Here is a 20,384-nt window from a genome sequence, read left to right on the forward strand (position 1 = left end):
GCTCTGCTGCATAGAGGGGACACCTCCCAAATGGATGATCACGCGACTATGCCGCGATAAAAAAGTGGACCGCAACTCCAATGACCAAAGTGACGACAAGCCCGCTGGGGCACTCACGCTTGGAGTTGGCGACCACCTCAACGATTACGCTGCGCAACCGCGCCCCCCTGATCCCGATCTAAAAAGGAGGTTCCCAATGCAAGGCGCAGGAAAGATTGGTGCGTTTATCGCGGTGCTCGCACTTGCCCGAGCAACCGCGAATCCCGCATACGCGCAGGACGCGGAGCACGGAAAGACCATCTTCAAACCTTGTGCAGCATGCCATGCGACGGATCATGCCGATCGCGTCGGGCCGGGCCTGGCGGGAATCATCGGCAGGAAGGCGGGTACGGTTCCCAGCTTCCGCTACAGCGACGCTATGAAGAAGTCCGGCATTGTCTGGGATGCGAAGATCCTTGATGAGTATTTGGAATCGCCACAGAAGGTGGTGCCCGGAAACAGGATGCCCTACGCAGGGCTCAAAGACCCGACGGACCGGGCGGACCTCGTTGCTTACCTTGCTACGTTGAAGTAGCGGCGCGTCGAGCGAGGTGTCAGCAATTCGCGTGCGCTGACAACGCGACCATTTCGACCGCCTTCATGCCCACGATCGCAGTTCGTCCGGCTTTTCGTTCGAGCCGCCGGCTCGACTGCACCAGGTTCAGATAACCGTACAGCTTCAGAAGAACGAGGATGGTACGATGGCCGCCCAGGTCGCCCGGCTCGCCCCCCTGGACGTTCATCTCTGCCAGATCGAGCGCATCCACAAACCCATCGATCATGCGAACTGGGTCACCCTCGTCGAGACAATCGTCGAGGCATTCGGGCAATAGCGTCCATGGCCCACAGTCCGCCTCTTCAACGAAGCGCTCCATCGACCCCTAAGACTCACGAGAAATCACGATAGAAGCACAGCGTTTCACACAACCAGGGTCGACAGCGGCCTATCGGTTCACCGATTGCTTGCTTCCGATTGAACGCTGTGAGCGATGTCTTCGTCGTCGACCGGCAGGTCAGAAACGGGCCATGAACGGACTCGCAGATGCCTTCCCGACCATTTTGCCCCGCTACAGAAAAGCTTCAAGCCAGGCTGCGCATCCGTTGAATCTGTGCTGGCGCGGAATTGCTGCCGACCCTGACGGGCACATACAAAAAGGACGGCCGCCTGCGCTGCCGCAGGCGGCCCAAGTCTGGGGAGGAAACGCCCAACGAGGGCAGCGATAGCGGGGTCGGCTTAGGGGGTCGCTACCGCATATCCGTAGCTAAGACGATCGCGATCGGCGGTTCAATTAAACGTAGGTAAATGTTGCGCATCTCAAGGGGGCGCGGATCCAATACGAAGGTTTATGGCGCTCGCCCGATGGAAACGTCCGCTCGCGGGGGCTGACCGGGAGTCGTGGCCGCAGACTGTTATTAGGCCCCTTGGCGAAGTAGTCGGATTCAGGTGCCGTATCTTCAAGTCGTCTACACGCTGTCCGGCGAGCTGCGCGCCATCTCCTAGTTGAGCATGCGCGTGATCTATAACCTGTGATGAAAGCGGCCGCGACACGACGCTCGCGATAGAAAGCGATCCCGAGCGCCTCGGCGGGCGGACCGGTATCACCGCCGCGCTCCATGCCTGGCGCTCGGCCCTCACCCACCATACGCATCTGCATATGATCGTATCGGGCGGAGGCTTGCGCTCGACGGAAGTACGGCGGCGGGTTAGTACGCGCAACCTCGATTGGTCCAAGGGCAGCAACTCGAATCTCTGTAGATGCGGCTGGTGGCAGTTCTCGCTGCGACATCACGCGGCGGGGCGGCAATTACGATCGTCTATCGACTCTATGGCGAGAGGTGATTTCCCTCGCCGGCGTTGCAGCGTCATTCTCCAAAGCACCTTCGTACCGAACTTTCAGTGCCGCCACCGAGACGCATGCCACATTGAAAAGACACGAGGCCCGATAATGCACAGCAAAGAGCTAAACGCAGCTGCAGCAAGTGGTAAGGAGGCCGCCTATTTCGGTGTGCCGTGGGAAGATACCGATGGGTACGCGCAGGCGATCGAACTTGGTGACACGATCCATGTCTCCGGCCAACTCAGCCGCGACGAGAAGGCGAACCTGATTGCGCCTGCTTCTCTCGATGAATCCGGCAAGCCGGCCGAATTCTCGCTGATGGAAAAGAAGATGCGGGTGACTACCCCGATGCCCTCAAGCTTTTGGCGCGCCTCGGGGCATCGCTGGACGACCTCGTCGAGAAGACAGAGAGGCGGATGATGTCAGACAGCGCCGCAGCCATTCCACTTCGCACAGCCGCTCCGGATGACCCCGTTCTTGCGCGGATATTCGCCGCTTACGTGGCGTCGGCGACAATCTGGCTCGTACTCACCACGGCCGTGGGACTCCTGGTCAGCTTCAAATTCGCCTATCCGGATTTCGCGACCACGCCGGCGCTGTCGTTCGGACGGCTGCGCGCGATCCACACCAACGGAACATTCTATGCCTGGGCGAGCCAGGCGCTGATCGGGCTTGCGCTGTTCGTCGGCGCACGCAGCTCGGGCGCGCGGCTCTACAGCGAGCGCCTTGCATGGATCAGTCTTGCGCTCCTCAATCTCGCCGCGGTGCTGGGCACGATCACACTCGATCTCGGCTTCAACTACGGCCAGGAGTATCGCGAATGGCTGTGGTGGGTTCGCGTAATCTTCGGACTTGGTTTGATCACCGCGGTCTGGAACATGATTGCCACTGTCGAGCACCGGGACGGCGAGCACATCTATATTTCTAACTGGTATACCATCGGGGGTACGCTGTGGACGCTTGTTATGGTCGTGGTGTCGATGCTGCCATGGTACCAGTTCGGACTGGGTCAAGTCGCGGTACAGGCCTTCTTCATGCACAACGCGGTCGGACTGTGGTTCACGCCCCTATCGCTCGGTGTGTCCTACTATGCGCTGCCGAAGCTCTTGAATCGGCCGATCTATTCGTATTCGCTCGGCGTCTTTGCATTCTGGACCAATCTCATCTTTTATCCGATCATCGGCGCTCACCATTTTGAATTCAGTCCGCTGCCCTGGTGGCTGCAGACCACGGCCATCGTCTTCAGCGTGGCCATGCTGGTCCCGGTGCTGAGCGGCAGCGCGAACTTCCTTCTCACTTTCCGGGGGCGTCACGAATGGGTATATCGCTCGCCCGCGATGTTCATCCTAGTCGGCGTCTACGGCTATCTGCTGGGCTCGGCGCAAGGCACATTGGAGGCATTCCGCTCGCTGCAGCAGCTCTGGCATCTGACCAATTACACCGTAGGGCACTCACACCTGACGATGTATGGCTTCATCACCTTCGCGATCTGGGGTGGGATCTATGCACTGTTGCCGCGCGCCACCGGCAAGTATCCCTACAACCTGGCCATGGGCATCCATTTCTGGCTGTCTGCCATCGGTGTTGCTATTTACGTTGTGGCGCTGTCGGCCGCCGGCACCATTCAGGGGCTCGATTGGTTTCGAGGGCTCACCTTCATCCAGTCGGTGGAGGATGCAGCGCCATATTGGTTGTGGCGGTCCGTCGGCGGCTCGCTGATGTTCGCCGGCCATCTCGTCTTCGCTTTCAATGTCTGGACAATGACCTACGGTCGGTCCTACGCCGAGATTGCCGCAGCGAAGGCGGTGCCGGCATGAACAGGTCATTGGCGATTTCGGGCGGTTCAACGCTGATCTACGTTGGATTGGCGATCCTTATGGGCGTGCTGCCAGGAATGTGGCTGTCGAAGGTGCCTCCGACCCCGGGACTTAAGCCGCTGACCCCGCTTGAGGCGCGAGGTCGTGATGTCTATGTCTCGGAAGGCTGCTTCTATTGCCATACCCAGCAAGTACGCCCGATCTCCGGAGATAAACCCTTTGGCCGTCCGTCTGCGCCGGGCGACTATGCCTACCAGACCACGGAATTGCTGGGTTCGGAGCGCAACGGTCCGGACCTCAGCAATATCGGCACGCGGCAATCGAGTAGCATATGGCAGTACATCCATCTCTACCAGCCGCGCGCAGTGGTGCCGCAATCGATCATGCCGGCCTTTCCCTGGCTGTTCAGGGTCGTGGACAAGTTACCTCCCGGAGAGAAAGCGGTGCCGTTACCGCCGCAGTTCGCGCCAGGCGGTGCTGCCGTCATCCCCAGCGACGACGGCAAGGCGCTGGTCGCTTATCTGTTATCGCTGAAGCAGCCCGTGCTCGCCCCGACCGAGCCCGGCGCCCCGCCTTCGGGTCGTTCAGGCGGGCCCCAAGGGTTTGATGCTACGAAGGGTGCAGCATTGTTCGCCGACAACTGCGCATCCTGCCACGGCGCGAAAGGCGAGGGTGTGCCAGGAACGTTTCCGCCACTCGCCGGGGATCCCGTGGTTAACGCCGCCAATCCTACGGTACACATTCGCGCTGTGCTGCATGGACTTAGCGGACAGGTGATCAACGGCCAAAACTATGAAGCGCAGATGCCGGCGTTCGCCGATCAATTGTCCGATCAGCAAATCGCCGATATCATCGACCACGAGCGCTCCTCTTGGGGCAATCGTGGTGCATTGATCAGCGCGGCTGATGTCGTCGCAGCGCGCGCCAACGAGCCACCTCAGCAGCAGGCAGCGCGGCCGGCACAGGCCTCGCCGGTAGTGGCCCAGGCGCCGGCGTTCGATGCCGCGGAAGCATCAAAGCTATTCGCCGATAACTGCGCCGCGTGTCACGGTGCCGAGGGCAAGGGGGTGCCTGGCACCTTTCCGCCACTTGCGGGCGATCAGGTCGTTAACGCCACTGACCCTGCCGAACACATCACCACCACCCTGCGCGGGCTCAGTGGTAAGGCGATCAACGGCCAGAAGTACGAGGTGGAGATGCCGCCGTTCGCTGACAAACTCTCTGATCAGCAGATCGCCGATATCATCAATCACGAGCGCACTTCATGGGGAAACCAGGGGCTATTGGTGACGCCTGCCGATGTCGCTAAGCTCCGCGCCAAGAATTAGGAGGCGACAATGACCGACACGATTACCGCCTGGATTCTCTCGGCGCTTGGCTACCTCTGCACTGCGCCTGCGACGGCTAGTGGCGCCGGCGAGCATAGTCTTGCCGGACCACTACTCGGCAACGTGCTAGTGGCGGGTGGGGCTGGCCTCGTGACCCTCAGCTGCATCGTGGCGGCGCTGTGGATGCTCATCGACCCCGGCGAACGGGACCCCGACCATCCAAAATATCGCGTCCTGGACGCCGACCGTTAGAGGAACGCAACACGTGCCCGATCCGCGCATCCGCATCTACCTCGACGACACGCCCGATCCGGTCACCGATCAGCGGCCGCCGACCGAGATAGCGCTCGACACCAAGACCCTTGCCGACGGCGAGCACGGTCTGCGCATCGAAGCGCAAGACGCCACCGGCCAAGTCGGCGTCCGACGCCTTCGATTCCAGGTCCGCAATGGCCCCGGGATTACGATCACAGGACTTGGCGATGGGACGGTTGTTCACGGTACGGTGCGCTTCAAGGTGAACGCGTTTGGAGCAGAAGAGCCGTTCGAGCCGCACCGGGCGGAATCGCCCTCGCCTATCCCGGTTTGGGTGTGGGTGCTGAGCCTGCTGGTGGCTGCTTGGACCGCCTGGTATGTCGCAACTCTTTGGAACGTTCCGGAGGATTACGCGAAAACGCCAACCTATTCCACGTCAATGAATCCATTCGAATAGTTCGCCCCGAGATCAACCGAGCTCAATGATGAACTGTGGCTGCTGACCTCTCTGGATATCCACAACTCAGACGAATATACGCGTTCATGACACACGGCGTGGAGGCGATCAGAAAGCGACGCGATCTGATCGGGGGGCTTTGGCTCTCGACGACGGAGGCTTCCCTGAGGTTAGCGTGATGCCGTCGCACATGATATTTCGATCACCGCTCTGCGACCCTTATCTTTTCGTTATGAACGCGGCTGTTGGCAGCTCACCGTGCGGCGTTTCACCTCGACTCTTTGGACTTGAAACGATGCATGGACGTATCCGGCGCGCTCGCAGCCGCAGGTTGCACACTCCATTCTCGTCGAAACGGCACTCTTCGTTCTCTGTTTGGTCCAGCCGCTCATTAAAGTTGCGATTTATTGGCTGCTTCTCCGTTTCGGGCGAGTGTGAATTGATGAAATTAGGTCCGAGGGAAGATGCTCATGCAAAGACCACCGCACCAAAGTTCTGCCGTGCGGCCAAACGAGCAGGTGCCGATCGTTGGTGACGGAGCACTAGAGATCGACGAACCACTCAAAAAGCAACAGGTTTGATCGTGGAAATTCGGCTTGGTACCAGGCGAAGTGATTTGGCCCGCTGGCAAGCCAATCACATCGCCGATCTTATTCGTAGCGTCGAGCCGGCTGCTGAGCTACGGATGGTCTTCCTTAGCTCGGTTGGAGATAGAGATCGACGTTCGGGGTTTCAGCAGATTGGCGGCATCGGAGCTTTCACGAAGGAGAGCGAAGACACGCTTCTGCGCAACGAAGTTGACCTGGTCGTTCATTCCCTCAAAGATCTTCCGACAAGATTGCAGCCCGGCTTGGTATTGGCGGCCGTTCCCAAAAGAGAGGATCCTCGCGACGCCATTTGTGGCGTTACACTGGATCAGCTACGACAAGGGCTGCGTGTCGGCACTGGTTCAATTCGTCGCAAAGCTCAACTTCTCGCTCTATGCGGTGGTCTGGATATTCGACCTCTCCGAGGGAACGTTTCTTCAAGGCTGCGTAAAGCAAAAAACCGAGAGGGAATAGACGCGACTCTATTGGCGGCGGCGGGCTTGTCCCGGTTCGGATTGCTACATGAGGCCTCACAGATTTTCGACGCGAATGTTTTCCCATATGCAGTCGGCCAAGGCGCTCTCGCGGCCGAAGCTCGAGAAGAGGATACAGCACTCATAGCGCTGCTTCAAAAGATTGAGGACCGGCAAGCGCGCACAGAAGTGGATGCAGAACGCGCATTGATGAGAAGTCTCGATGCGGGTTGTAGCCTACCCGTCGGGGTCTCTTCCAGCTGGCACGCCGGGACATTTACACTTCGAGGACAGGTGACTCATCCAGATGGACAAACGAAGATTGTCGATGAAAGCGTGGGTCTGGCCGATCAGGCCGAGGCAATAGGCAGAAGTCTCGGGCATAAACTTCTTCAGCAAGGTGCGGAGGAGATACTGAAGGCTGCGCCCCATATCGCGGAAGAGTAAACGTCAATCTGAATTCGCTACCTCGCATAACGACTTTGTTTTCTTAGGAAGCCAACATAGATGGCAAAGCGCCAGAACTCCGCAGGCAATTTGAGCGAGACCAGTTGCAAAGCCCGAAAACTGCCGCAACGGCCCGAAGCGCAAAGCTGGGTGGTCGTGTCCAGCCGCATATCGGCTTAAGCGCATGGTCCCCCTCGCCGCGCCGAGCTGGATGGGTCGAGGCCGCGCAGCGCCCAGGACTTGGCCTTTGGCGTGGCCCGAAATCAAAGCGTAATCCTTACACCCGGCCGGAGTTACCTGCGGAAGCCGGCAATAACACGCACCCGGATCGGGGGTAGGTGATAGCGATGCTGCACGCGAAAGGTATTCTTCATCATACTGCAGACGCTCGGTCGCCGTGAGCAGTTTGTGATCGATTGCTGTCGCGGCGTTTGCAGGGCGGACCTGGCGCATCGATTTGCGGACGGCGGCCCGCCTGGTATCCTCAATGAGATGCCAACGATCTAGGATCCGTGCCGCGTGCGGCAGGCCCTTTGCGGCAGCTTCGCCACACCCTCCACCGCGGTCACGGGCAATGATCGTGAAATGAGCAGCCATCCAGGCCAGCTTGATCCAACGAGATGCTATGCGCACCGACGGTCGGCCCGATTAGGGCGATGACACCTACTTCGCTGGAATCTGGCGATATCTTCGCGGCAAGCTGAAGAGAATCTTCGCGGAGCTCCAGCCGCCTGTTTTCTAAGTGGGACATGTGCGCCTCTGCCCGAAGGATCGCGCCGAGCATGGGACCTTAGTTCGGCTCGCCGAGCACGAAAGTGAAGGGCACAACGAAGAGCTCATCGCCCTGGTCGTCGCTGACATGCAAGACCCAGTCACGCCAATCCTCGAGGCTGCGCTCGCCGGTTAACGATCGCACGAGACGGGTCGCATGATCGCGAGCCTCAGCAAGATCGTCCAAAATGGCGCCGCGGCGATCGACGAAGACCTTCTTCGTGTTCGAGCAGTGGAAATATACCTGGGTCATGTTCAACCTCCTTCAAATGCAACGGTTCGCCACGATACCTCAGTGTTGCTGGTTTCGTCGCCGTCACCGACTGCTGTTACTGTCGTACTGGTAGGTAGACTCAGCGCAAGATCTCCTGTTCGCGCACGTGCTCGGCCCCACTGTGCGGAGATCACGCTTGCCGAGTACGGTAGCTACGCGTGTCCGCACTGCAGGGCCGCCAAGATCGCGTGGTCGGTCTCGTGGTCGACCGCCCGGTCGAGGCGGCCAAGCGGGATCATGAGCTCCATCGCTGAACCGGTCTCCAGGTGTTCGCGCCGGCTAGGTCTTCGACGCAGCCGTCGCTGGGTTGACGAGGTGAAATACGTCGCCGCCGGACGACGGCGTGTACGCGATCTCCTTGCCGGCGATACCGCCGGGACGCCCGGCTGCATGGGCGCGCGGGAGTAGGAGGCGCACCAGCGTGCCTATACCCCGCTTGCTCTCTATACTGACTGCGCCGCCTCGCCCTTCAGCGAAGCGCCGGACCTGGGGGAGCCCGAGGCCGGTGCCGCTGCCCGCGGCCTTTGCCAAGTAGTACGGGGTGAACGCCTGCGAGAGGACGTCCTCGGGCATCCCCTCCCCCTTGTCGGCGACGATGATCTCGACGAATTCCTGAACCGCGTCGCAGGAAGCTTCGACATTGCGCACGGTGACAGTGATTACGCCGCTGTCCGGCATAGCATCGGCCGAGTTTCGGCAGAGGTTCAGCAAAGCGAAGTACAGCTCTTCCGGGTCGGCATTGAAGGCCCATAAGTCAGGGACGGTCTCGGTGCGGACCGTGATGTCCGGACTCGATGCCTGATCAAGCGAGCCCGCCATGGCTGCGAGGCGACAGCCTGCGACAAACCCGTCGATCGACGTTGGGCCCGGTCGCGCAACGTCAAGGAGCTGCCGGGTAAGCAACGCGCCTCGCGTGATCGCCTCTCGCATTTTTTCGACAATCGCCTTTCGGTACGCAGCATCGCTCTGGCACTCGAGCAGCCGGAGGCCGCTCCCGATAACGGCGAGAAGGTTGTTGGTGTCGTGGACGAACTGTGCCGGGTCCGCTATCGCCCTCACGCTCGCCTGCCCGCCAGCGGCGGCCGCGCCTCGCGTGTCGGACGGCGGGCTAGTGTAGCACAAAATCCCCGAGACCTCGCCGTCGGACCCGACGAGCGGGATTTCCAGGTACCTGGAGGCGACGAGGCCGTTACCGCTATCGCGCATGTCACTCAATCTTGCGCTGAACGCACGCTGCACTCCAAATGCGACACCGGCGCCGTCCACGAGCACGACGACATCCTCCGGCGACGGATGTTCGACAGAGCCGCCGAATGAAAGGCCGATTGTCTCTTTGATCTGCATGTCGGACCTGCTGCCCCCATGATCGTTCAACGGAACGCCGACTTCGGCCCGTACACGAGGGCTGCCGACGATGGCTCGAAGATTGAATCCATGAGGGTCAAAAGGAAAATCACCTCTCGCCATGGAGTCGATAGCCGACCGTTATCGGAGCTCGCCGGCATTTGGTATGAACCACAACATCGAGCGCACCAAGCGGGGTCCATTGGATCCCAAAGCTCGGCGAAGAGCTCGGGCCGATATGGTTTCTTCGACTGTTGGGAGGCATCCTGCCATCTGAGAAATGTGCGATGTCTTTCCCTGTCTTGCCCCTCGGTCTCTCATCCGGTGGGCAACGCGGCGCACGACAAATTCACCGCTGGAGCGGCGTCATGATCAAGGACGGCGCCGTGGTGGTACGCGGCGTGGCGATAATAATGATCGTCTATCGACTCTATGGCGAGAGGTCATTTCCCTTGCTGGCGTTGCACAGGTCATTCTCGTGGGGTGGTTAAAACCGAACAGGAGCTACTATGACGATTCAAGTCCGCAGCCTCGCGATTGCGCTTGCGATTGCTGTTCCTATCGCAGTGACCGCCACGGCCAACTCGTCTGCTGCGCCGATCAATGGCACCTCGATCAAGGCCGCGGTACCAGCCGTGACGACGGACGTGCGCTATCAGGTGCGGCGGGGTCCCCCCTACCCTTCGTACCGGGGCTATCCCACCCATGATTCGTACTGGGGCTATCCCACCTACAATTCGTACTGGGACTATCCGACCTACAATTCATATTGGAGCTATCCCACCTATTACCGTCCCGGCTTCTCTTACGGCTGGTGGTAAGGCCAACGCTTGGCAGCGCGCGGCTCTCTCAAGCCGCCGCTAGCCAACATGTATTTGAGAGATTTGGCGTCCTTCGGTCATACGCACCTCACTCATTTTCGAGAGTTTCGGCAGCAGCCGTCGCCCGGTTGATGTCCGCCTCAACTAGTTGAAAGAACCATTATGACAACGCGTTCCCTTCTGATCGCGACAGCGAGCTGCTTCGTTGTCTTTGCGCCGGCAGCATACGGGCGCTCGGCCTTCGACGGCTCTTGGGATCTCGTCTTCGTGACGCAAAGAGGAACCTGCGATTCTAGTTACAACTTTACTGTCAATGTGACCAACGGAAACGTCACGCATCCGAATCTCGTGCGATTTCGAGGTTACGTCGCAAGATCCGGTGTGGTTCGCGCTTCGGTGATGGTCCAAGACAAATATGCCACGGGTGCGGGCAAATTGTTCGCAACGTCCGGTCGGGGGACCTGGAGCGGCCACTCAGGAAGGGCAAGATGCTCAGGCTACTGGACGGCGCGACGCAATTGAAGGACGCAACGGCGGCACGCGACCGGGCGACTGCCGCGCGAATGCTGGAAGAGCCAAGCCATCTTACGGGGAGCACCGTTTCCTCGACGAATTGGAGACCATAATGAAATGGCAATTCCCAAGATATTGGTCGGCGTTGCAGTCCTGCTCGCCTTGCTCTCAACCGGCCTCGACAAGACAATGCGGTTGGAGACGCCTCGGCCCATGAGCGCCCCCACCAGGTCGGGTGATCCCGCACTCCTCGATGCTAATCGGCTAGCTCTGGTGATTGGCAATTCCACCTATCCCGATGCCGGCTCTCCTCTTTCCCAAATGATACGTGATGCGGACGCTTTGACAAATGCTCTTCGCAAGGATGGCTTTCTGGTCGACGCTATTGACAATGCGACGCGCACCGACATGACCCGCGCAATCGATCATCTAAGGGCAAGAGTACATTTGAACTCAATTGTGTTAGTCTATTTCGGCGGTTACGGCGTCCAATCTGACGGACAGAATTACTTAATCCCGGTCGACGCGACGATCTGGAGTGAAGAAGACGTCCGTCGACAGGGCGTAAGCATTGACCATCTCCTTTCGCAACTGAAGACTTCCGGAGCACGCGTCAGGCTCGCAGTCATCGAGGCTTCACGCCGCAATCCTTACGAGCGACGCTTCCGGGCGTACTCACACGGACTCGCAACCATTCGAACGAGTGAGAACGCGCTCATCCTGAGCTCAGCAGAGCCTGGCCATGTCGTCGAAGACGCGAATGAATTACATAGCCCGCTGATGACCGCTCTTCTTACGCAGATGGACCCATCTAAGAGGATTGAGGAGGTCTTCAACAACACCCGAGACCTAGTAGTGGCTGCTACTCAGGGCCAGCAGATCCCAGCTGTGTCATCTACGCTAACCGAAAGCGTTGATCTTTGGCCGGCACAGAGCGGCGCTCCTGTTTCCTCCGTCGGCTCCGCAGCTAACGGTCGCCGCGAGTGATCAAACAGATTCTTGCTGACCTCCAAAGATCAAAGGTCAAGACCGGCTTCCATGGAGGGCGCCACTCGTCATCTAAGCTTTGTTTCGAACCTCCAACGCGCCATGGTGCCGTCCCGTATCGATGACGTCGCATCGCTGAAGGTTTTTTCGCGTTTCATGATCGTCTGTTCCTGCAATGTCGTCAGCGACCATGATATTCGACAAGCCGTGAACACGGCCGATGACGCGCTGCGCAATGCCAAGCAGATCTATGACTGCCTTGGCTGCAGCGTCGAATGCGGCCGCTGCGGGCGTACCATCAAGACGATCATCGACGAAGCCTCCAGGGAATGTGCACTAGCCTGTCCGGCCGGCTGCCCGCACCGCCGGATCACGGATGATGCGCAGGATGAGCCCAACTTCGCGCCAACAGCGTTCTAAGTTCCCTGGGTTTGCTGGATAGGTGTCCCTTGGCTTCGTACGCGGGGGATGCCTGCTTGTTCTTCCTCAGAATCGTTCTAAACTAACGAAGGCCAAGACCCGGCCTCAAGCGTTGGAGCTCATCATGCAGGGCGACCCCAAAGTCATCGAGTATCTTAACAAGGGACTGCGTCACGAGCTCACTGCCATCAACCAGTATTGGTTGCATTACCGGCTGCTGGCCAATTGGGGCCTCTCGGACATGGCCAGGGTCTGGCGCAAAGAGTCGATCGAGGAGATGCAGCATGCCGATCGCATCACCGACCGGATAATCTTCCTTGAAGGCTTTCCCAACATGCAGACGCTCGATCCCTTGCGGATCGGCCAGAACGTCAAGGAAATCATCGATTGCGACCTCGCCGCCGAGATGAGCGCGCGTGCGCTCTACCAAGAGGCGGCGACGCATTGTCATTCCGTGAAGGATTATGTTACCCGCGACCTGTTCGAGAACCTGATGATGGACGAGGAACATCACGTCGATTTCCTCGAGACGCAGCTTGATTTGATCGACCGGATCGGACTCGAGCTTTACACCCAGAAGCATGTCGGTGGGCTTGAGACTGAAGAGCACTGAACTTTCGCGCTGCAATTCGCTGACTGAACTGCCAGCACCGCGACTTCAATGCGGCTTCCCGAGCATGAAAGCGAAGGGAACAACGAAGAGCTCATCACCCAGATCGTCATTGACGTGCAGGACCCAGCCGCGCCAATCTTCGAGGCTGCGCGCCTTGGTAAGGGATCGCACGACACGGGCCGCGTGATCACGTGCTTCCGCGAGGTCGTCTACTACAGCGCCGTAGCGATCAATCAGAGCTTCGTTCAAGTTTGAGCAGTGAAAATAGACATGGGGCATGTTCAGCCTCCTGCGATGTGACGCTCGGGACGGATACACTGGTTCACCATCCCCACCGGCCTGCTTATATGAAGACTTGCGATTTTTGAGGATGCGGTTCCACAGGAACGCGATTGCGAGAGCCGGCTCAACGCGCAGTGAAGGACTATCTCGCTGAGACTGGCGTGATAGTAGAGCCGCCTTTTCCGCTTGTCGCCCATCGCCTATGGACATCGTCCTCCCGTCCTAGTTTTTGACGAGATTGCACAATGATGCGTCGCATGAGGTGGTTCGTGGTTCGCGCGAGTGTACGAGGGGCTCACATTCTGATCTCATAGTCTGGGTGAATAATTCGAAAGTAGGATCTGATTGAGTCGTACGGCGCCACATACGCATGGTATATCGCAATGGCGAAGTTGGAGCAGGATCAGGACAGGGCATGGCCGCTTCAGGAAAGGCACCGAACCTATTCAGCGCCTGAAGCACCGACCGAACGCGCAACGCCCAGGTCTGTGTCAGGTCCCAACCGGCGCCGCACTGCCCGCAACCATGGTCAAAGGCAGCTGGCAATCCGCCAAACGCGCGCGCCAGCTTTGCCGAAGGATGACGCGGTAGCGGCACGTATGTCCTTGTCGGATCGCGCGGAAGATATTACAGGATCCCGGAGCTTCCCCGGACTGTCACTCGTGCTGGCGCGTTTTTCGCTCAATGGCGACAACTTGCGATCCCGAACATCTACCCCGACAAGTGTGACGCGAGATAGTCACAAACGCCATGGCGTTGTTGCGCTCGGTGTCGTGTGTGCCGAGAGCGGCGTGACTTGCCCGACAATACAAGATCCGTCACGTGCTCGACCGCGAGGTGATGGCGCGAAGCTCCTCGAGTATCGCTTGTGAAGCTCGCGCCAGCGGTTCGGGTCATGGCCAAACCCGCTCCTGAGGCCAGCGCTCTCGGGGCGATGTCCTTCAGCCACACGTCGGCGCTCGCATGCTCATTCGTGAGCCTGCGCGGCCAGATGCGGTCGACGAGCACCATCGTGTCGTCTGAGGCCTCGGGCCGTTCGTAGACGAGCTTGACACCACACCGCGGGAACCGCCGAGACATAGGATTCGGCGGCCCCTCCCCCTCTCCAAAGGAGCGCACCTAGTGCTAGGTTGGCTTCGCAGGACTGACTTCGGGAAAATCGATCGGGGTCTGCACCGCATTGTTCATGAAGTTGGTCAACAGGAACTGGGCAGTCAGCGCGATCATCTCGATGATGTTGGCGTCTGTCCAGCCCGCATTCCTGACTGCCGCAAACTGGGCGTCGGAAACTTTGCCGCGCGTCTCGATGAGCGCTTTCGCAAAGGCGACCGCGGCCTGGCGCTTGGGATCGCTTGAGCGGCCCTCCCTGTTCAGCTCGATTTCGTCCGCGGGCATTCTGGCCAGTTTGCCCGCGGTGAAGCTGTGAGCGGCCAGGCAGTAGTCGCACCCGTCCGCCTCCGACACCGCCAGCGCGATCCCGTCTCTCGTCTTGACGTCCAGCGTCTTCGCAAGCGATCCCATCAGGGCAGCCCAGCCTGAGATCGCGTTCGGGCTGATCGACATGAGGCGATGCAGGTTTGGCACGAAGCCCAGCGTCTTATCTACGTTCTCGAGGATCGGCTTGGATTCCGCGGGGGCGTCGTCGCACTTCGGAATGGCAATACGCGGCATTTGATCCTCCTGCTGCAGACCGCAAACGATTATTTAGGTTGATGACGATGCAGGCCGTTCGCTGACCCGCCTCAGGGAGTGGCGGCGACGGCACTGCCTCGAAGACTATGACGCGTCGTGCCGCGACGATCAGGCTTCTTGATCATGCAATCGATGACGGCAGCACGTCGGAGGGAAGCTTCAGTGGCTGAGAGAGCGATTGCGCTCCCCATGTGACAAGGGAAGCGCAGCTATGTGTCGACGGGATTATTCGTTGGTAAAGCCTACGACCGGGCAATTCACCAAATTCCCCGCCGTCTTCACCGGCCCGCCTGCGGGGCTCACCAGTAAGCCTGACGCACTTTTGGCTTCGAGATCGTCGCCGTCAGTGATCAGCTTCCTTTGATCCGTCGAGATAGCCTCCTGAGTCCACTCGGCCAGCCTTACGTCCCACATCGGAGAGTATCCGGCGCTGATTTCCGTGAAGTGCGCGAGGATGTCGAGCGAGGGCCCCTCTCCGTTGATGGCGCTGTCGAGCCCCTGGCGGTTCGGATCTTTCGCACCCATTTTGCCGTTCACAATCGTATAGATCACCTCAATCGCGCCGCTCTGAAGAATGTCGCTTTCCGCTGGCGCAAAGGTGGACGACTCGAGGGTCGCCGACTCCTCCGAGTTGGCGTCAAAACTAAGATAACGCAGGTGTTTGCCGTTCGCGAAGCCGAACCGGAGTTTCAAATCAACGGTGCCCTTATCAGGACAGATGCTCGCCACGGAGTCGGTCACGACAGAGTAATCAGGACTGCCGTTGCAGAACGCGATTTTCTCCGGTCCGACATTGAACGCGATGACCGGAGCATTAAAAACAATGTCCTTATTGTTCGTCACCCGAACCAACGGGCTGTAGTGCGCATCCCCGACAGATCCGGCTCGGGCCGCTTTAGGCGGAAAAAAATTCGGCGCCTCGCCCGCCACTAGCATCTGGGATGGTGAGAAATCGACCCGGCCAGATTTGAACGTGAAGCTACCCGAGTCGTCCATTTCCGCAACTCGTGTGCTCGTCAGGTCTTTGGCCTTAGCGAGACTCGGCGCCCATGTGAGCCCCATCTTTTTCGAAGTAGCGAAATCACTTACGTCAGTAAGCACGAACCAAACAGTCTCTCCCGAGGCAAGACGGCCGCGATGGAGCGGCAGCGTCACCACCTCCCGTGCAAGATCCACTTGACCTGACGTAAGGAATTGCTTGGTGATTTTTTTGTCGGCGGCCGGATTGGCCGCTAGACACCCTTGAGGTGTCGAAAGCGACACCACAAAGATCATCATCGATCCACGAGCGTATCTACTGAGCTTTTTGCTCGTCTTCATGACCCTACCTTTTTTTGCATCTGGCCCGGTTCTACCCGCGCAACATTCAAGCCAGGTCTGGCTAGTGCGCCGTCATTTCTTCAGACCGGGATAGCCCTGCACATAGATCCAATCAGTCGCCTTGGCAGGGATGTGGCAGCCTAGGCAATCTGAGCGAAAGTTCGTTGAGGTCGTTTTCACCGGGTCACCCGCGTCGAACCACGACCAACCCCAACCATTGCCCCACAGCTTGTTATCGGGGTAACTGTTCTTACTGTCCTTCACCATCATGAACCAGCCTTTGAGACTTTCTTGATGGCTGACCGTCCCAGTCGTCATTTCCGAAGTGGCCGCGCCGTAGACTTCCTTTACGAGGATCGCCCCTTCGGGAAATTTGCCCATCGCGCGATAGGCCGCCGCGGTTCCAGGCGAAGCGTACACGACGTGAATCTCCTTGGCGCCTTTGTCACCCGCGACGGACCAGCTCCCGAGGTATTCGTAGGTGGTTCGGTAGTTCTTCGGGATATGCATGTTGCCCGCCGAGTCAACAAGTTGTTCCTGCGCCGCGGCGGACTGGCTAGCTACGGGCTGTGAGACAAGGCAAGCGACGGTCACGACGATGAAGGACGCGGACGCCACAGCCGCACTTCCGAGACATTTCATCACAGTTCTCCCTACTTCTTTATGGAAGGATTCTCGCTGGGCGGCATTTTTGAAGGATTCTGGCCGGCCGGCACCGGCACCTGGTCGAGCAACGCGTAGAACTGTGTCCACACATCATCGCGTTTCGCACTGGCAATGTGGCAGTAGGCGCATTCCTCGATCGGCCGGACTTTGGCGGTGGCCGCCTTGGGCTCATGGTGGTTGAAGTTGTAATAACCCCAGCCATCGGTAGCCTTATATCTCTCGGTGTCCTTGACAGTCACATCAGCTCCGTTAAAGGCGCCCGGGAAGAATCCTTTCCCCGATGGCTCGGTTCTCGAGCCATCCGGATGAGTAGCCGGCTGCATGAGCTGAAGTTCTTTCACGAAGATAGTTCCTTCAGGGAAGACGCCCGTTTTCTTGTAGATTTCGTAAGAGCCAGGCTCGATATATACGTTATGAAATTCGGGGAAGTTTGCTTGAGGGGGGTTCAAAAAGTTAGGTGTCAGTGGCGAACCGACATAAACCCATTCGTGAAAGTTCTTTGGCAGAATAAGGTCGCCATCTTTCGTGTATTCAGGAAGATACCGGCCGGTGGCGTGCCAATCGTCGGGTGGTGGAAGCTGTGGTTGCTGCGCGAAGACTGCGGTTGCTAAAGCGCCAGCCCCGAGGATGGTGGAAATTGCTAATGCTGTGCGTCTCATGATCTCTCTCCTCTGACCAGCTGTATGTTACCCAATGAGGTGATGACGGCGTTCGTGCGCAGGCGGTGTCATTAACTACGCACAGGTCAGACTAAGCGTGGGCACATACATGCGAAAGCAACAACGGGGCATGCAATTGATACCCGTCGGGAATGACGCCCTCTCGAACTGTCGATGTTCGGCCACGGGAAACTTCTGGCCTCTCGCTAGGCACGCCCGATTGAGGAGTGATTGGCCGGCCACAGTTTACCGGCTGCGTCGTCACGAACAGGCGGCACCTACATCGAAAGCCGCTGTCCGATCGACTCTGCCTCGTGCGTCGCCTCACTACCAGCTTCCATCCCTTGAATGCTTCGCTTCCGTAACCGGCTCACGCAAGAGGATGAGGCTGGCCAATCTAATCCGCGGAACCGACTATCGGATCTTACTGATCCGGCCGGTGTAGTCGATCTCACCTGGACTGATGCTTCTTCGGCGTCCAGGACAATCTCGCGACAGCGATGGCGTTGCATCTGGGCGCCGTGCGCACCATCCAAGCCTTCAAAGCCCAGGCCGTGACACAGAAAGATTCGCTCAGAACAAATTTTGAAACGACCCGTTTCCCGGCCGACCGCTGGCGCGACGCTCGGTTCCGTCGATCTCTGCCGGCCCTCGTTCCTCAGGATCTGGTTATCCTCTCCGGCAGCATCGCCGAGAATATCCGCTTTGTTCGGCCGGAGCCGTCGCTGGAACAGGTGCGAAGGCCGCGACCAAAGGGACGGCTGATTGCTTCACAGCGCGCCGACGCGCCAGAAGAATACAACACTGCTCGGCTAGCGCGAAGTGACCTCTAAGTCGGGCAGCGCCCGCGCCTCGCTATTGCGCGCGATCGTGAAGAACGCATCAACGCTGATGTTTGGTAGTGACTTCCGCGCGATGCAAAAAGCCAACGACTACGTCATGGAGATGACGGAAAAGCCCATCGCTGGTAGTTGAACCGGAACGGGCCTAGGTCTCCCGAAGGGGAGCCAGACGTAGGCCTGATGTGAGCTTCCTCAGGCAGCGCACGACCATAACTGGGGGTCATGCAAATCATAACTAAGACGGGTGCGAAGTGCTCTGCGTGATGAGCTACGGTCGAGCGACGGTCAGGAGAGATTGAGATGGACGATCTGGACCTATCGGCAAGCTGCCAAGCAACGTATTCGACGCACGGAAGCGTCGGTAATAGACATTCGAGTGTGGATATAATGCCGTGGCAAAGAGCGTTGACCTCGCCCAACAGGACGGTCGCTACAGCCGATGCAGCCGAAGCGTACAAACGCCATTTCCACGACGCTCTTGAGCGCCTGCACGAGGAGCAGCGTTATCGCGTCTTCGCCGACATTGAACGAATCTCCGGCCGCTTCCCATCCGCCAAGCTGCGCCGGTCTGACGGAACCGTAACGGAGATCACAGTTTGGTGCTCGAATGACTATCTCGGCATGGGACAGCATCCGGAGGTCGTGAGCGCGCTGAGCGAAACGGCACACCGCTGCGGCGCAGGAGCGGGTGGAACGCGCAACATCGCCGGAAATAATTCGCCCTTGGTTGATTTAGAACGCGAGCTTGCTGATCTGCATGGCAAGGAAGCGAGCCTCGTCTTCACCTCCGGCTACGTATCGAACCAGGCCAGCATATCGACGATCGGTAAGTTGATCCCGGACTGCGTGCTGTTATCTGATGCATTCAACCACAATTCGATTATCGAAGGCATCCGTCAATCAAGTTGCGAAAAGCGGATTTTCCGCCACAACGATCTTGGTCACCTTGAGGCGTTGCTGCGCGAGGCAGGAGACCGCCCCAAGCTTGTCGTGTTCGAGTCCGTGTACTCGATGGATGGCGATGTGGCGCCGATCGGCGCCATCTGCGACCTTGCAGACCGGTATGGCGCGATGACCTACCTCGATGAGGTTCACGCGGTCGGCCTCTACGGCCCTCGCGGGGGCGGGATCAGCGAGCGTGATGGTGTGGTGCAGCGCTTGACCGTGATCGAAGGTACCCTCGCCAAAGGATTCGGCTGTGTTGGAGGCTATATCGCGGCATCGCGATTGATCTGCGACGCCGTGCGCAGCTTCGCGCCCGGATTCATCTTCACGACAGCACTCCCTCCCCCGATTGCCGCCGCAGCCGGCGCGTCGGTTCGTTACCTGAAGCACTCATCTGCCGAGCGCGAAGCACACCAACGGCAATCCGCTGCAACGAAGCAGGCGCTCCAAACCGCCGGGCTTCCGGTCCTCCCGACCGAAACCCACATCGTGCCTGTGATTGTCGGCGATGCGGAATTGTGCAAGGCGGCGGCCGATCGCCTTCTAGAACGCCACGCCGTCTATATCCAGCCGATCAACTATCCGACCGTGCCCCGCGGGACGGAGCGGCTGCGCATCACGCCGTCACCGTATCACGGGGATACCCACATAGCGGAACTCGTAGCTGCGCTCGTTGAGACCTGGGACACCCTCTCTCTTGCCTGAGAGCCGTGCTTGGGATCGCCCCCTTCGCAACCGCCTCCCCCCGGATTATGCATGGAAGGGGCGTCGGCTACCCCGCGCGCGCAGACCATGCTGGAAACGCGTCGCGTGCCCGAGGTTGCGGCCGAGGCAGCCAAATGGGGATCGCGTGACACATCTTGCTGCCGACGATCACAATCGGGCTCGGATCCTTCTAGTTGGTAGCCCCGAAGAACTGAACGTCCTCATCTTCTTGGGCGGTTCTCCACGACGGCGCCGCCGTTCTCTCGAACACGTTGATCCAGAATCGTTC

23 protein-coding genes and 1 pseudogene are annotated in these 20,384 nt (G+C 59.1%); 15 read left to right on the forward strand and 9 right to left on the reverse strand.

All coding sequences use genetic code 11. The annotated features are described in order from the left end of the window. Window positions 1–196 precede the first annotated feature (196 nt). Window positions 197–574: a c-type cytochrome gene (locus P6U24_RS32500; protein ID WP_407156493.1), complete on the forward strand. Its 378-nt coding sequence runs from the start codon at window positions 197–199 to the stop codon at window positions 572–574. Between the two features lie 19 nt (window positions 575–593). Here the strand turns inward: P6U24_RS32500 and P6U24_RS32505 are convergent, their stop codons facing one another. Then, window positions 594–914 carry a hypothetical protein gene (locus P6U24_RS32505; RefSeq protein WP_407156494.1) on the reverse strand — a complete coding sequence of 107 codons (321 nt, stop codon included), beginning with the start codon at window positions 912–914 and terminating at the stop codon, window positions 594–596. Between the two features lie 723 nt (window positions 915–1,637). Between P6U24_RS32505 and P6U24_RS32510 the strand changes: the two are divergent. The 7 genes and pseudogenes from P6U24_RS32510 to hemC form a co-directional block, all read left to right on the forward strand. Then, window positions 1,638–1,691: pseudogene (locus P6U24_RS32510) on the forward strand (hypothetical protein); the annotation flags it as partial. A 294-nt stretch (window positions 1,692–1,985) separates the two neighbouring features. Further along, window positions 1,986–2,297: a hypothetical protein gene (locus P6U24_RS32515; RefSeq protein ID WP_407156495.1), complete on the forward strand. Its 312-nt coding sequence runs from the start codon at window positions 1,986–1,988 to the stop codon at window positions 2,295–2,297. Beyond that, window positions 2,294–3,694: a cbb3-type cytochrome c oxidase subunit I gene (locus P6U24_RS32520; protein ID WP_407156496.1), complete on the forward strand. Its 1,401-nt coding sequence runs from the start codon at window positions 2,294–2,296 to the stop codon at window positions 3,692–3,694. The genes P6U24_RS32515 and P6U24_RS32520 overlap by 4 nt, the downstream gene beginning before the upstream one ends. Continuing rightward, window positions 3,691–5,022, forward strand: a complete 1,332-nt coding sequence (locus tag P6U24_RS32525; RefSeq protein WP_407156497.1) for a c-type cytochrome — start codon at window positions 3,691–3,693, stop codon at window positions 5,020–5,022. The genes P6U24_RS32520 and P6U24_RS32525 overlap by 4 nt, the downstream gene beginning before the upstream one ends. A gap of 9 nt (window positions 5,023–5,031) precedes the next feature. Then, the gene (locus P6U24_RS32530; protein ID WP_407156498.1) at window positions 5,032–5,274 is read left to right on the forward strand and encodes a hypothetical protein; all 243 of its coding nucleotides are present in this window, start codon (window positions 5,032–5,034) and stop codon (window positions 5,272–5,274) included. Between the two features lie 13 nt (window positions 5,275–5,287). After that, window positions 5,288–5,734, forward strand: coding sequence for a cytochrome C (locus tag P6U24_RS32535; protein ID WP_407156499.1), 447 nt, complete (start codon window positions 5,288–5,290; stop codon window positions 5,732–5,734). 616 nt (window positions 5,735–6,350) lie between these two features. Continuing rightward, a complete protein-coding gene (hemC, locus tag P6U24_RS32540) occupies window positions 6,351–7,241 on the forward strand; it encodes a hydroxymethylbilane synthase (protein WP_407156500.1) in 891 nt (296 codons plus the stop codon). A gap of 790 nt (window positions 7,242–8,031) precedes the next feature. Here the strand turns inward: hemC and P6U24_RS32545 are convergent. Together P6U24_RS32545 and P6U24_RS32550 are read right to left on the reverse strand one after the other, a co-directional pair. Continuing rightward, complete coding sequence (locus tag P6U24_RS32545) at window positions 8,032–8,265, reverse strand: DUF6894 family protein (protein ID WP_407156501.1); 234 nt, start codon at window positions 8,263–8,265, stop codon at window positions 8,032–8,034. Between the two features lie 300 nt (window positions 8,266–8,565). After that, the gene (locus P6U24_RS32550) at window positions 8,566–9,630 is read right to left on the reverse strand and encodes a sensor histidine kinase (protein ID WP_407156502.1); all 1,065 of its coding nucleotides are present in this window, start codon (window positions 9,628–9,630) and stop codon (window positions 8,566–8,568) included. Window positions 9,631–10,139: 509 nt separating this feature from the next. Between P6U24_RS32550 and P6U24_RS32555 the strand changes: the two genes are divergently transcribed. The 4 genes from P6U24_RS32555 to bfr all read left to right on the forward strand — a co-directional run bounded on the left by P6U24_RS32555 (window position 10,140) and on the right by bfr (window position 12,984). After that, a complete protein-coding gene (locus P6U24_RS32555; protein WP_407156503.1) occupies window positions 10,140–10,451 on the forward strand; it encodes a hypothetical protein in 312 nt (103 codons plus the stop codon). Window positions 10,452–11,081: 630 nt separating this feature from the next. Next, window positions 11,082–11,951: a caspase domain-containing protein gene (locus P6U24_RS32560; protein WP_407156504.1), complete on the forward strand. Its 870-nt coding sequence runs from the start codon at window positions 11,082–11,084 to the stop codon at window positions 11,949–11,951. A 156-nt stretch (window positions 11,952–12,107) separates the two neighbouring features. After that, window positions 12,108–12,371, forward strand: coding sequence for a bacterioferritin-associated ferredoxin (locus P6U24_RS32565; RefSeq protein WP_407160666.1), 264 nt, complete (start codon window positions 12,108–12,110; stop codon window positions 12,369–12,371). Between the two features lie 124 nt (window positions 12,372–12,495). Then, on the forward strand, window positions 12,496–12,984 hold the full coding sequence (bfr, locus tag P6U24_RS32570) for a bacterioferritin (RefSeq protein ID WP_407160667.1): 489 nt from the start codon (window positions 12,496–12,498) through the stop codon (window positions 12,982–12,984). 45 nt (window positions 12,985–13,029) lie between these two features. On the opposite strand, the gene P6U24_RS32575 is transcribed toward bfr, so the two are convergent. The 6 genes from P6U24_RS32575 to P6U24_RS32600 all read right to left on the reverse strand — a co-directional run bounded on the left by P6U24_RS32575 (window position 13,030) and on the right by P6U24_RS32600 (window position 17,603). Then, window positions 13,030–13,263 carry a DUF6894 family protein gene (locus P6U24_RS32575; protein WP_407156505.1) on the reverse strand — a complete coding sequence of 78 codons (234 nt, stop codon included), beginning with the start codon at window positions 13,261–13,263 and terminating at the stop codon, window positions 13,030–13,032. 714 nt (window positions 13,264–13,977) lie between these two features. Further along, window positions 13,978–14,346 (reverse strand): hypothetical protein, encoded by a 369-nt coding sequence (locus P6U24_RS32580; protein ID WP_407156506.1) that lies wholly within the window; start codon window positions 14,344–14,346, stop codon window positions 13,978–13,980. A 45-nt stretch (window positions 14,347–14,391) separates the two neighbouring features. Next, window positions 14,392–14,937, reverse strand: coding sequence for a carboxymuconolactone decarboxylase family protein (locus P6U24_RS32585; protein ID WP_407156507.1), 546 nt, complete (start codon window positions 14,935–14,937; stop codon window positions 14,392–14,394). Between the two features lie 246 nt (window positions 14,938–15,183). Beyond that, window positions 15,184–16,278 carry a hypothetical protein gene (locus tag P6U24_RS32590; RefSeq protein ID WP_407156508.1) on the reverse strand — a complete coding sequence of 365 codons (1,095 nt, stop codon included), beginning with the start codon at window positions 16,276–16,278 and terminating at the stop codon, window positions 15,184–15,186. Window positions 16,279–16,350: 72 nt separating this feature from the next. After that, window positions 16,351–16,920 carry a cytochrome P460 family protein gene (locus P6U24_RS32595; protein WP_407156509.1) on the reverse strand — a complete coding sequence of 190 codons (570 nt, stop codon included), beginning with the start codon at window positions 16,918–16,920 and terminating at the stop codon, window positions 16,351–16,353. Between the two features lie 11 nt (window positions 16,921–16,931). Beyond that, window positions 16,932–17,603 carry a cytochrome P460 family protein gene (locus P6U24_RS32600; protein WP_407156510.1) on the reverse strand — a complete coding sequence of 224 codons (672 nt, stop codon included), beginning with the start codon at window positions 17,601–17,603 and terminating at the stop codon, window positions 16,932–16,934. 500 nt (window positions 17,604–18,103) lie between these two features. On the opposite strand from P6U24_RS32600, the gene P6U24_RS32605 reads away from it, so the two are divergent. From P6U24_RS32605 to hemA, 3 genes are all read left to right on the forward strand, one after another. After that, entirely contained in the window at window positions 18,104–18,436 is a 333-nt protein-coding gene (locus tag P6U24_RS32605) for a hypothetical protein (protein WP_407156511.1), read from the forward strand. Then, the gene (locus P6U24_RS32610) at window positions 18,426–18,578 is read left to right on the forward strand and encodes a hypothetical protein (protein ID WP_407156512.1); all 153 of its coding nucleotides are present in this window, start codon (window positions 18,426–18,428) and stop codon (window positions 18,576–18,578) included. The genes P6U24_RS32605 and P6U24_RS32610 overlap by 11 nt, the downstream gene beginning before the upstream one ends. A gap of 167 nt (window positions 18,579–18,745) precedes the next feature. Beyond that, window positions 18,746–20,095 (forward strand): 5-aminolevulinate synthase, encoded by a 1,350-nt coding sequence (gene hemA, locus P6U24_RS32615; protein ID WP_407156513.1) that lies wholly within the window; start codon window positions 18,746–18,748, stop codon window positions 20,093–20,095. Window positions 20,096–20,384 lie beyond the last annotated feature (289 nt).

This window comes from Bradyrhizobium sp. STM 3557, from assembly GCF_045571465.1.
Classification (GTDB): Bacteria; Pseudomonadota; Alphaproteobacteria; order Rhizobiales; family Xanthobacteraceae; genus Bradyrhizobium.

Bases quoted from the DNA above. Each gene is read 5' to 3' on its own strand.
- P6U24_RS32500 (WP_407156493.1), top strand. From the start codon at position 197: ATGCAAGGCGCAGGAAAGATTGGTGCGTTTATCGCGGTGCTCGCACTT.
- P6U24_RS32505 (WP_407156494.1), bottom strand. From the start codon at position 914: ATGGAGCGCTTCGTTGAAGAGGCGGACTGTGGGCCATGGACGCTATTG.
- P6U24_RS32515 (WP_407156495.1), top strand. From the start codon at position 1,986: ATGCACAGCAAAGAGCTAAACGCAGCTGCAGCAAGTGGTAAGGAGGCC.
- P6U24_RS32520 (WP_407156496.1), top strand. From the start codon at position 2,294: ATGATGTCAGACAGCGCCGCAGCCATTCCACTTCGCACAGCCGCTCCG.
- P6U24_RS32525 (WP_407156497.1), top strand. From the start codon at position 3,691: ATGAACAGGTCATTGGCGATTTCGGGCGGTTCAACGCTGATCTACGTT.
- P6U24_RS32530 (WP_407156498.1), top strand. From the start codon at position 5,032: ATGACCGACACGATTACCGCCTGGATTCTCTCGGCGCTTGGCTACCTC.
- P6U24_RS32545 (WP_407156501.1), bottom strand. From the start codon at position 8,265: ATGACCCAGGTATATTTCCACTGCTCGAACACGAAGAAGGTCTTCGTC.
- P6U24_RS32550 (WP_407156502.1), bottom strand. From the start codon at position 9,630: ATGCAGATCAAAGAGACAATCGGCCTTTCATTCGGCGGCTCTGTCGAA.
- P6U24_RS32555 (WP_407156503.1), top strand. From the start codon at position 10,140: ATGACGATTCAAGTCCGCAGCCTCGCGATTGCGCTTGCGATTGCTGTT.
- P6U24_RS32560 (WP_407156504.1), top strand. From the start codon at position 11,082: ATGGCAATTCCCAAGATATTGGTCGGCGTTGCAGTCCTGCTCGCCTTG.
- P6U24_RS32565 (WP_407160666.1), top strand. From the start codon at position 12,108: ATGATCGTCTGTTCCTGCAATGTCGTCAGCGACCATGATATTCGACAA.
- bfr (WP_407160667.1), top strand. From the start codon at position 12,496: ATGCAGGGCGACCCCAAAGTCATCGAGTATCTTAACAAGGGACTGCGT.
- P6U24_RS32575 (WP_407156505.1), bottom strand. From the start codon at position 13,263: ATGCCCCATGTCTATTTTCACTGCTCAAACTTGAACGAAGCTCTGATT.
- P6U24_RS32580 (WP_407156506.1), bottom strand. From the start codon at position 14,346: ATGTCTCGGCGGTTCCCGCGGTGTGGTGTCAAGCTCGTCTACGAACGG.
- P6U24_RS32585 (WP_407156507.1), bottom strand. From the start codon at position 14,937: ATGCCGCGTATTGCCATTCCGAAGTGCGACGACGCCCCCGCGGAATCC.
- P6U24_RS32590 (WP_407156508.1), bottom strand. From the start codon at position 16,278: ATGAAGACGAGCAAAAAGCTCAGTAGATACGCTCGTGGATCGATGATG.
- P6U24_RS32595 (WP_407156509.1), bottom strand. From the start codon at position 16,920: ATGAAATGTCTCGGAAGTGCGGCTGTGGCGTCCGCGTCCTTCATCGTC.
- P6U24_RS32600 (WP_407156510.1), bottom strand. From the start codon at position 17,603: ATGAGACGCACAGCATTAGCAATTTCCACCATCCTCGGGGCTGGCGCT.
- P6U24_RS32605 (WP_407156511.1), top strand. From the start codon at position 18,104: ATGGCGTTGCATCTGGGCGCCGTGCGCACCATCCAAGCCTTCAAAGCC.
- hemA (WP_407156513.1), top strand. From the start codon at position 18,746: ATGGACGATCTGGACCTATCGGCAAGCTGCCAAGCAACGTATTCGACG.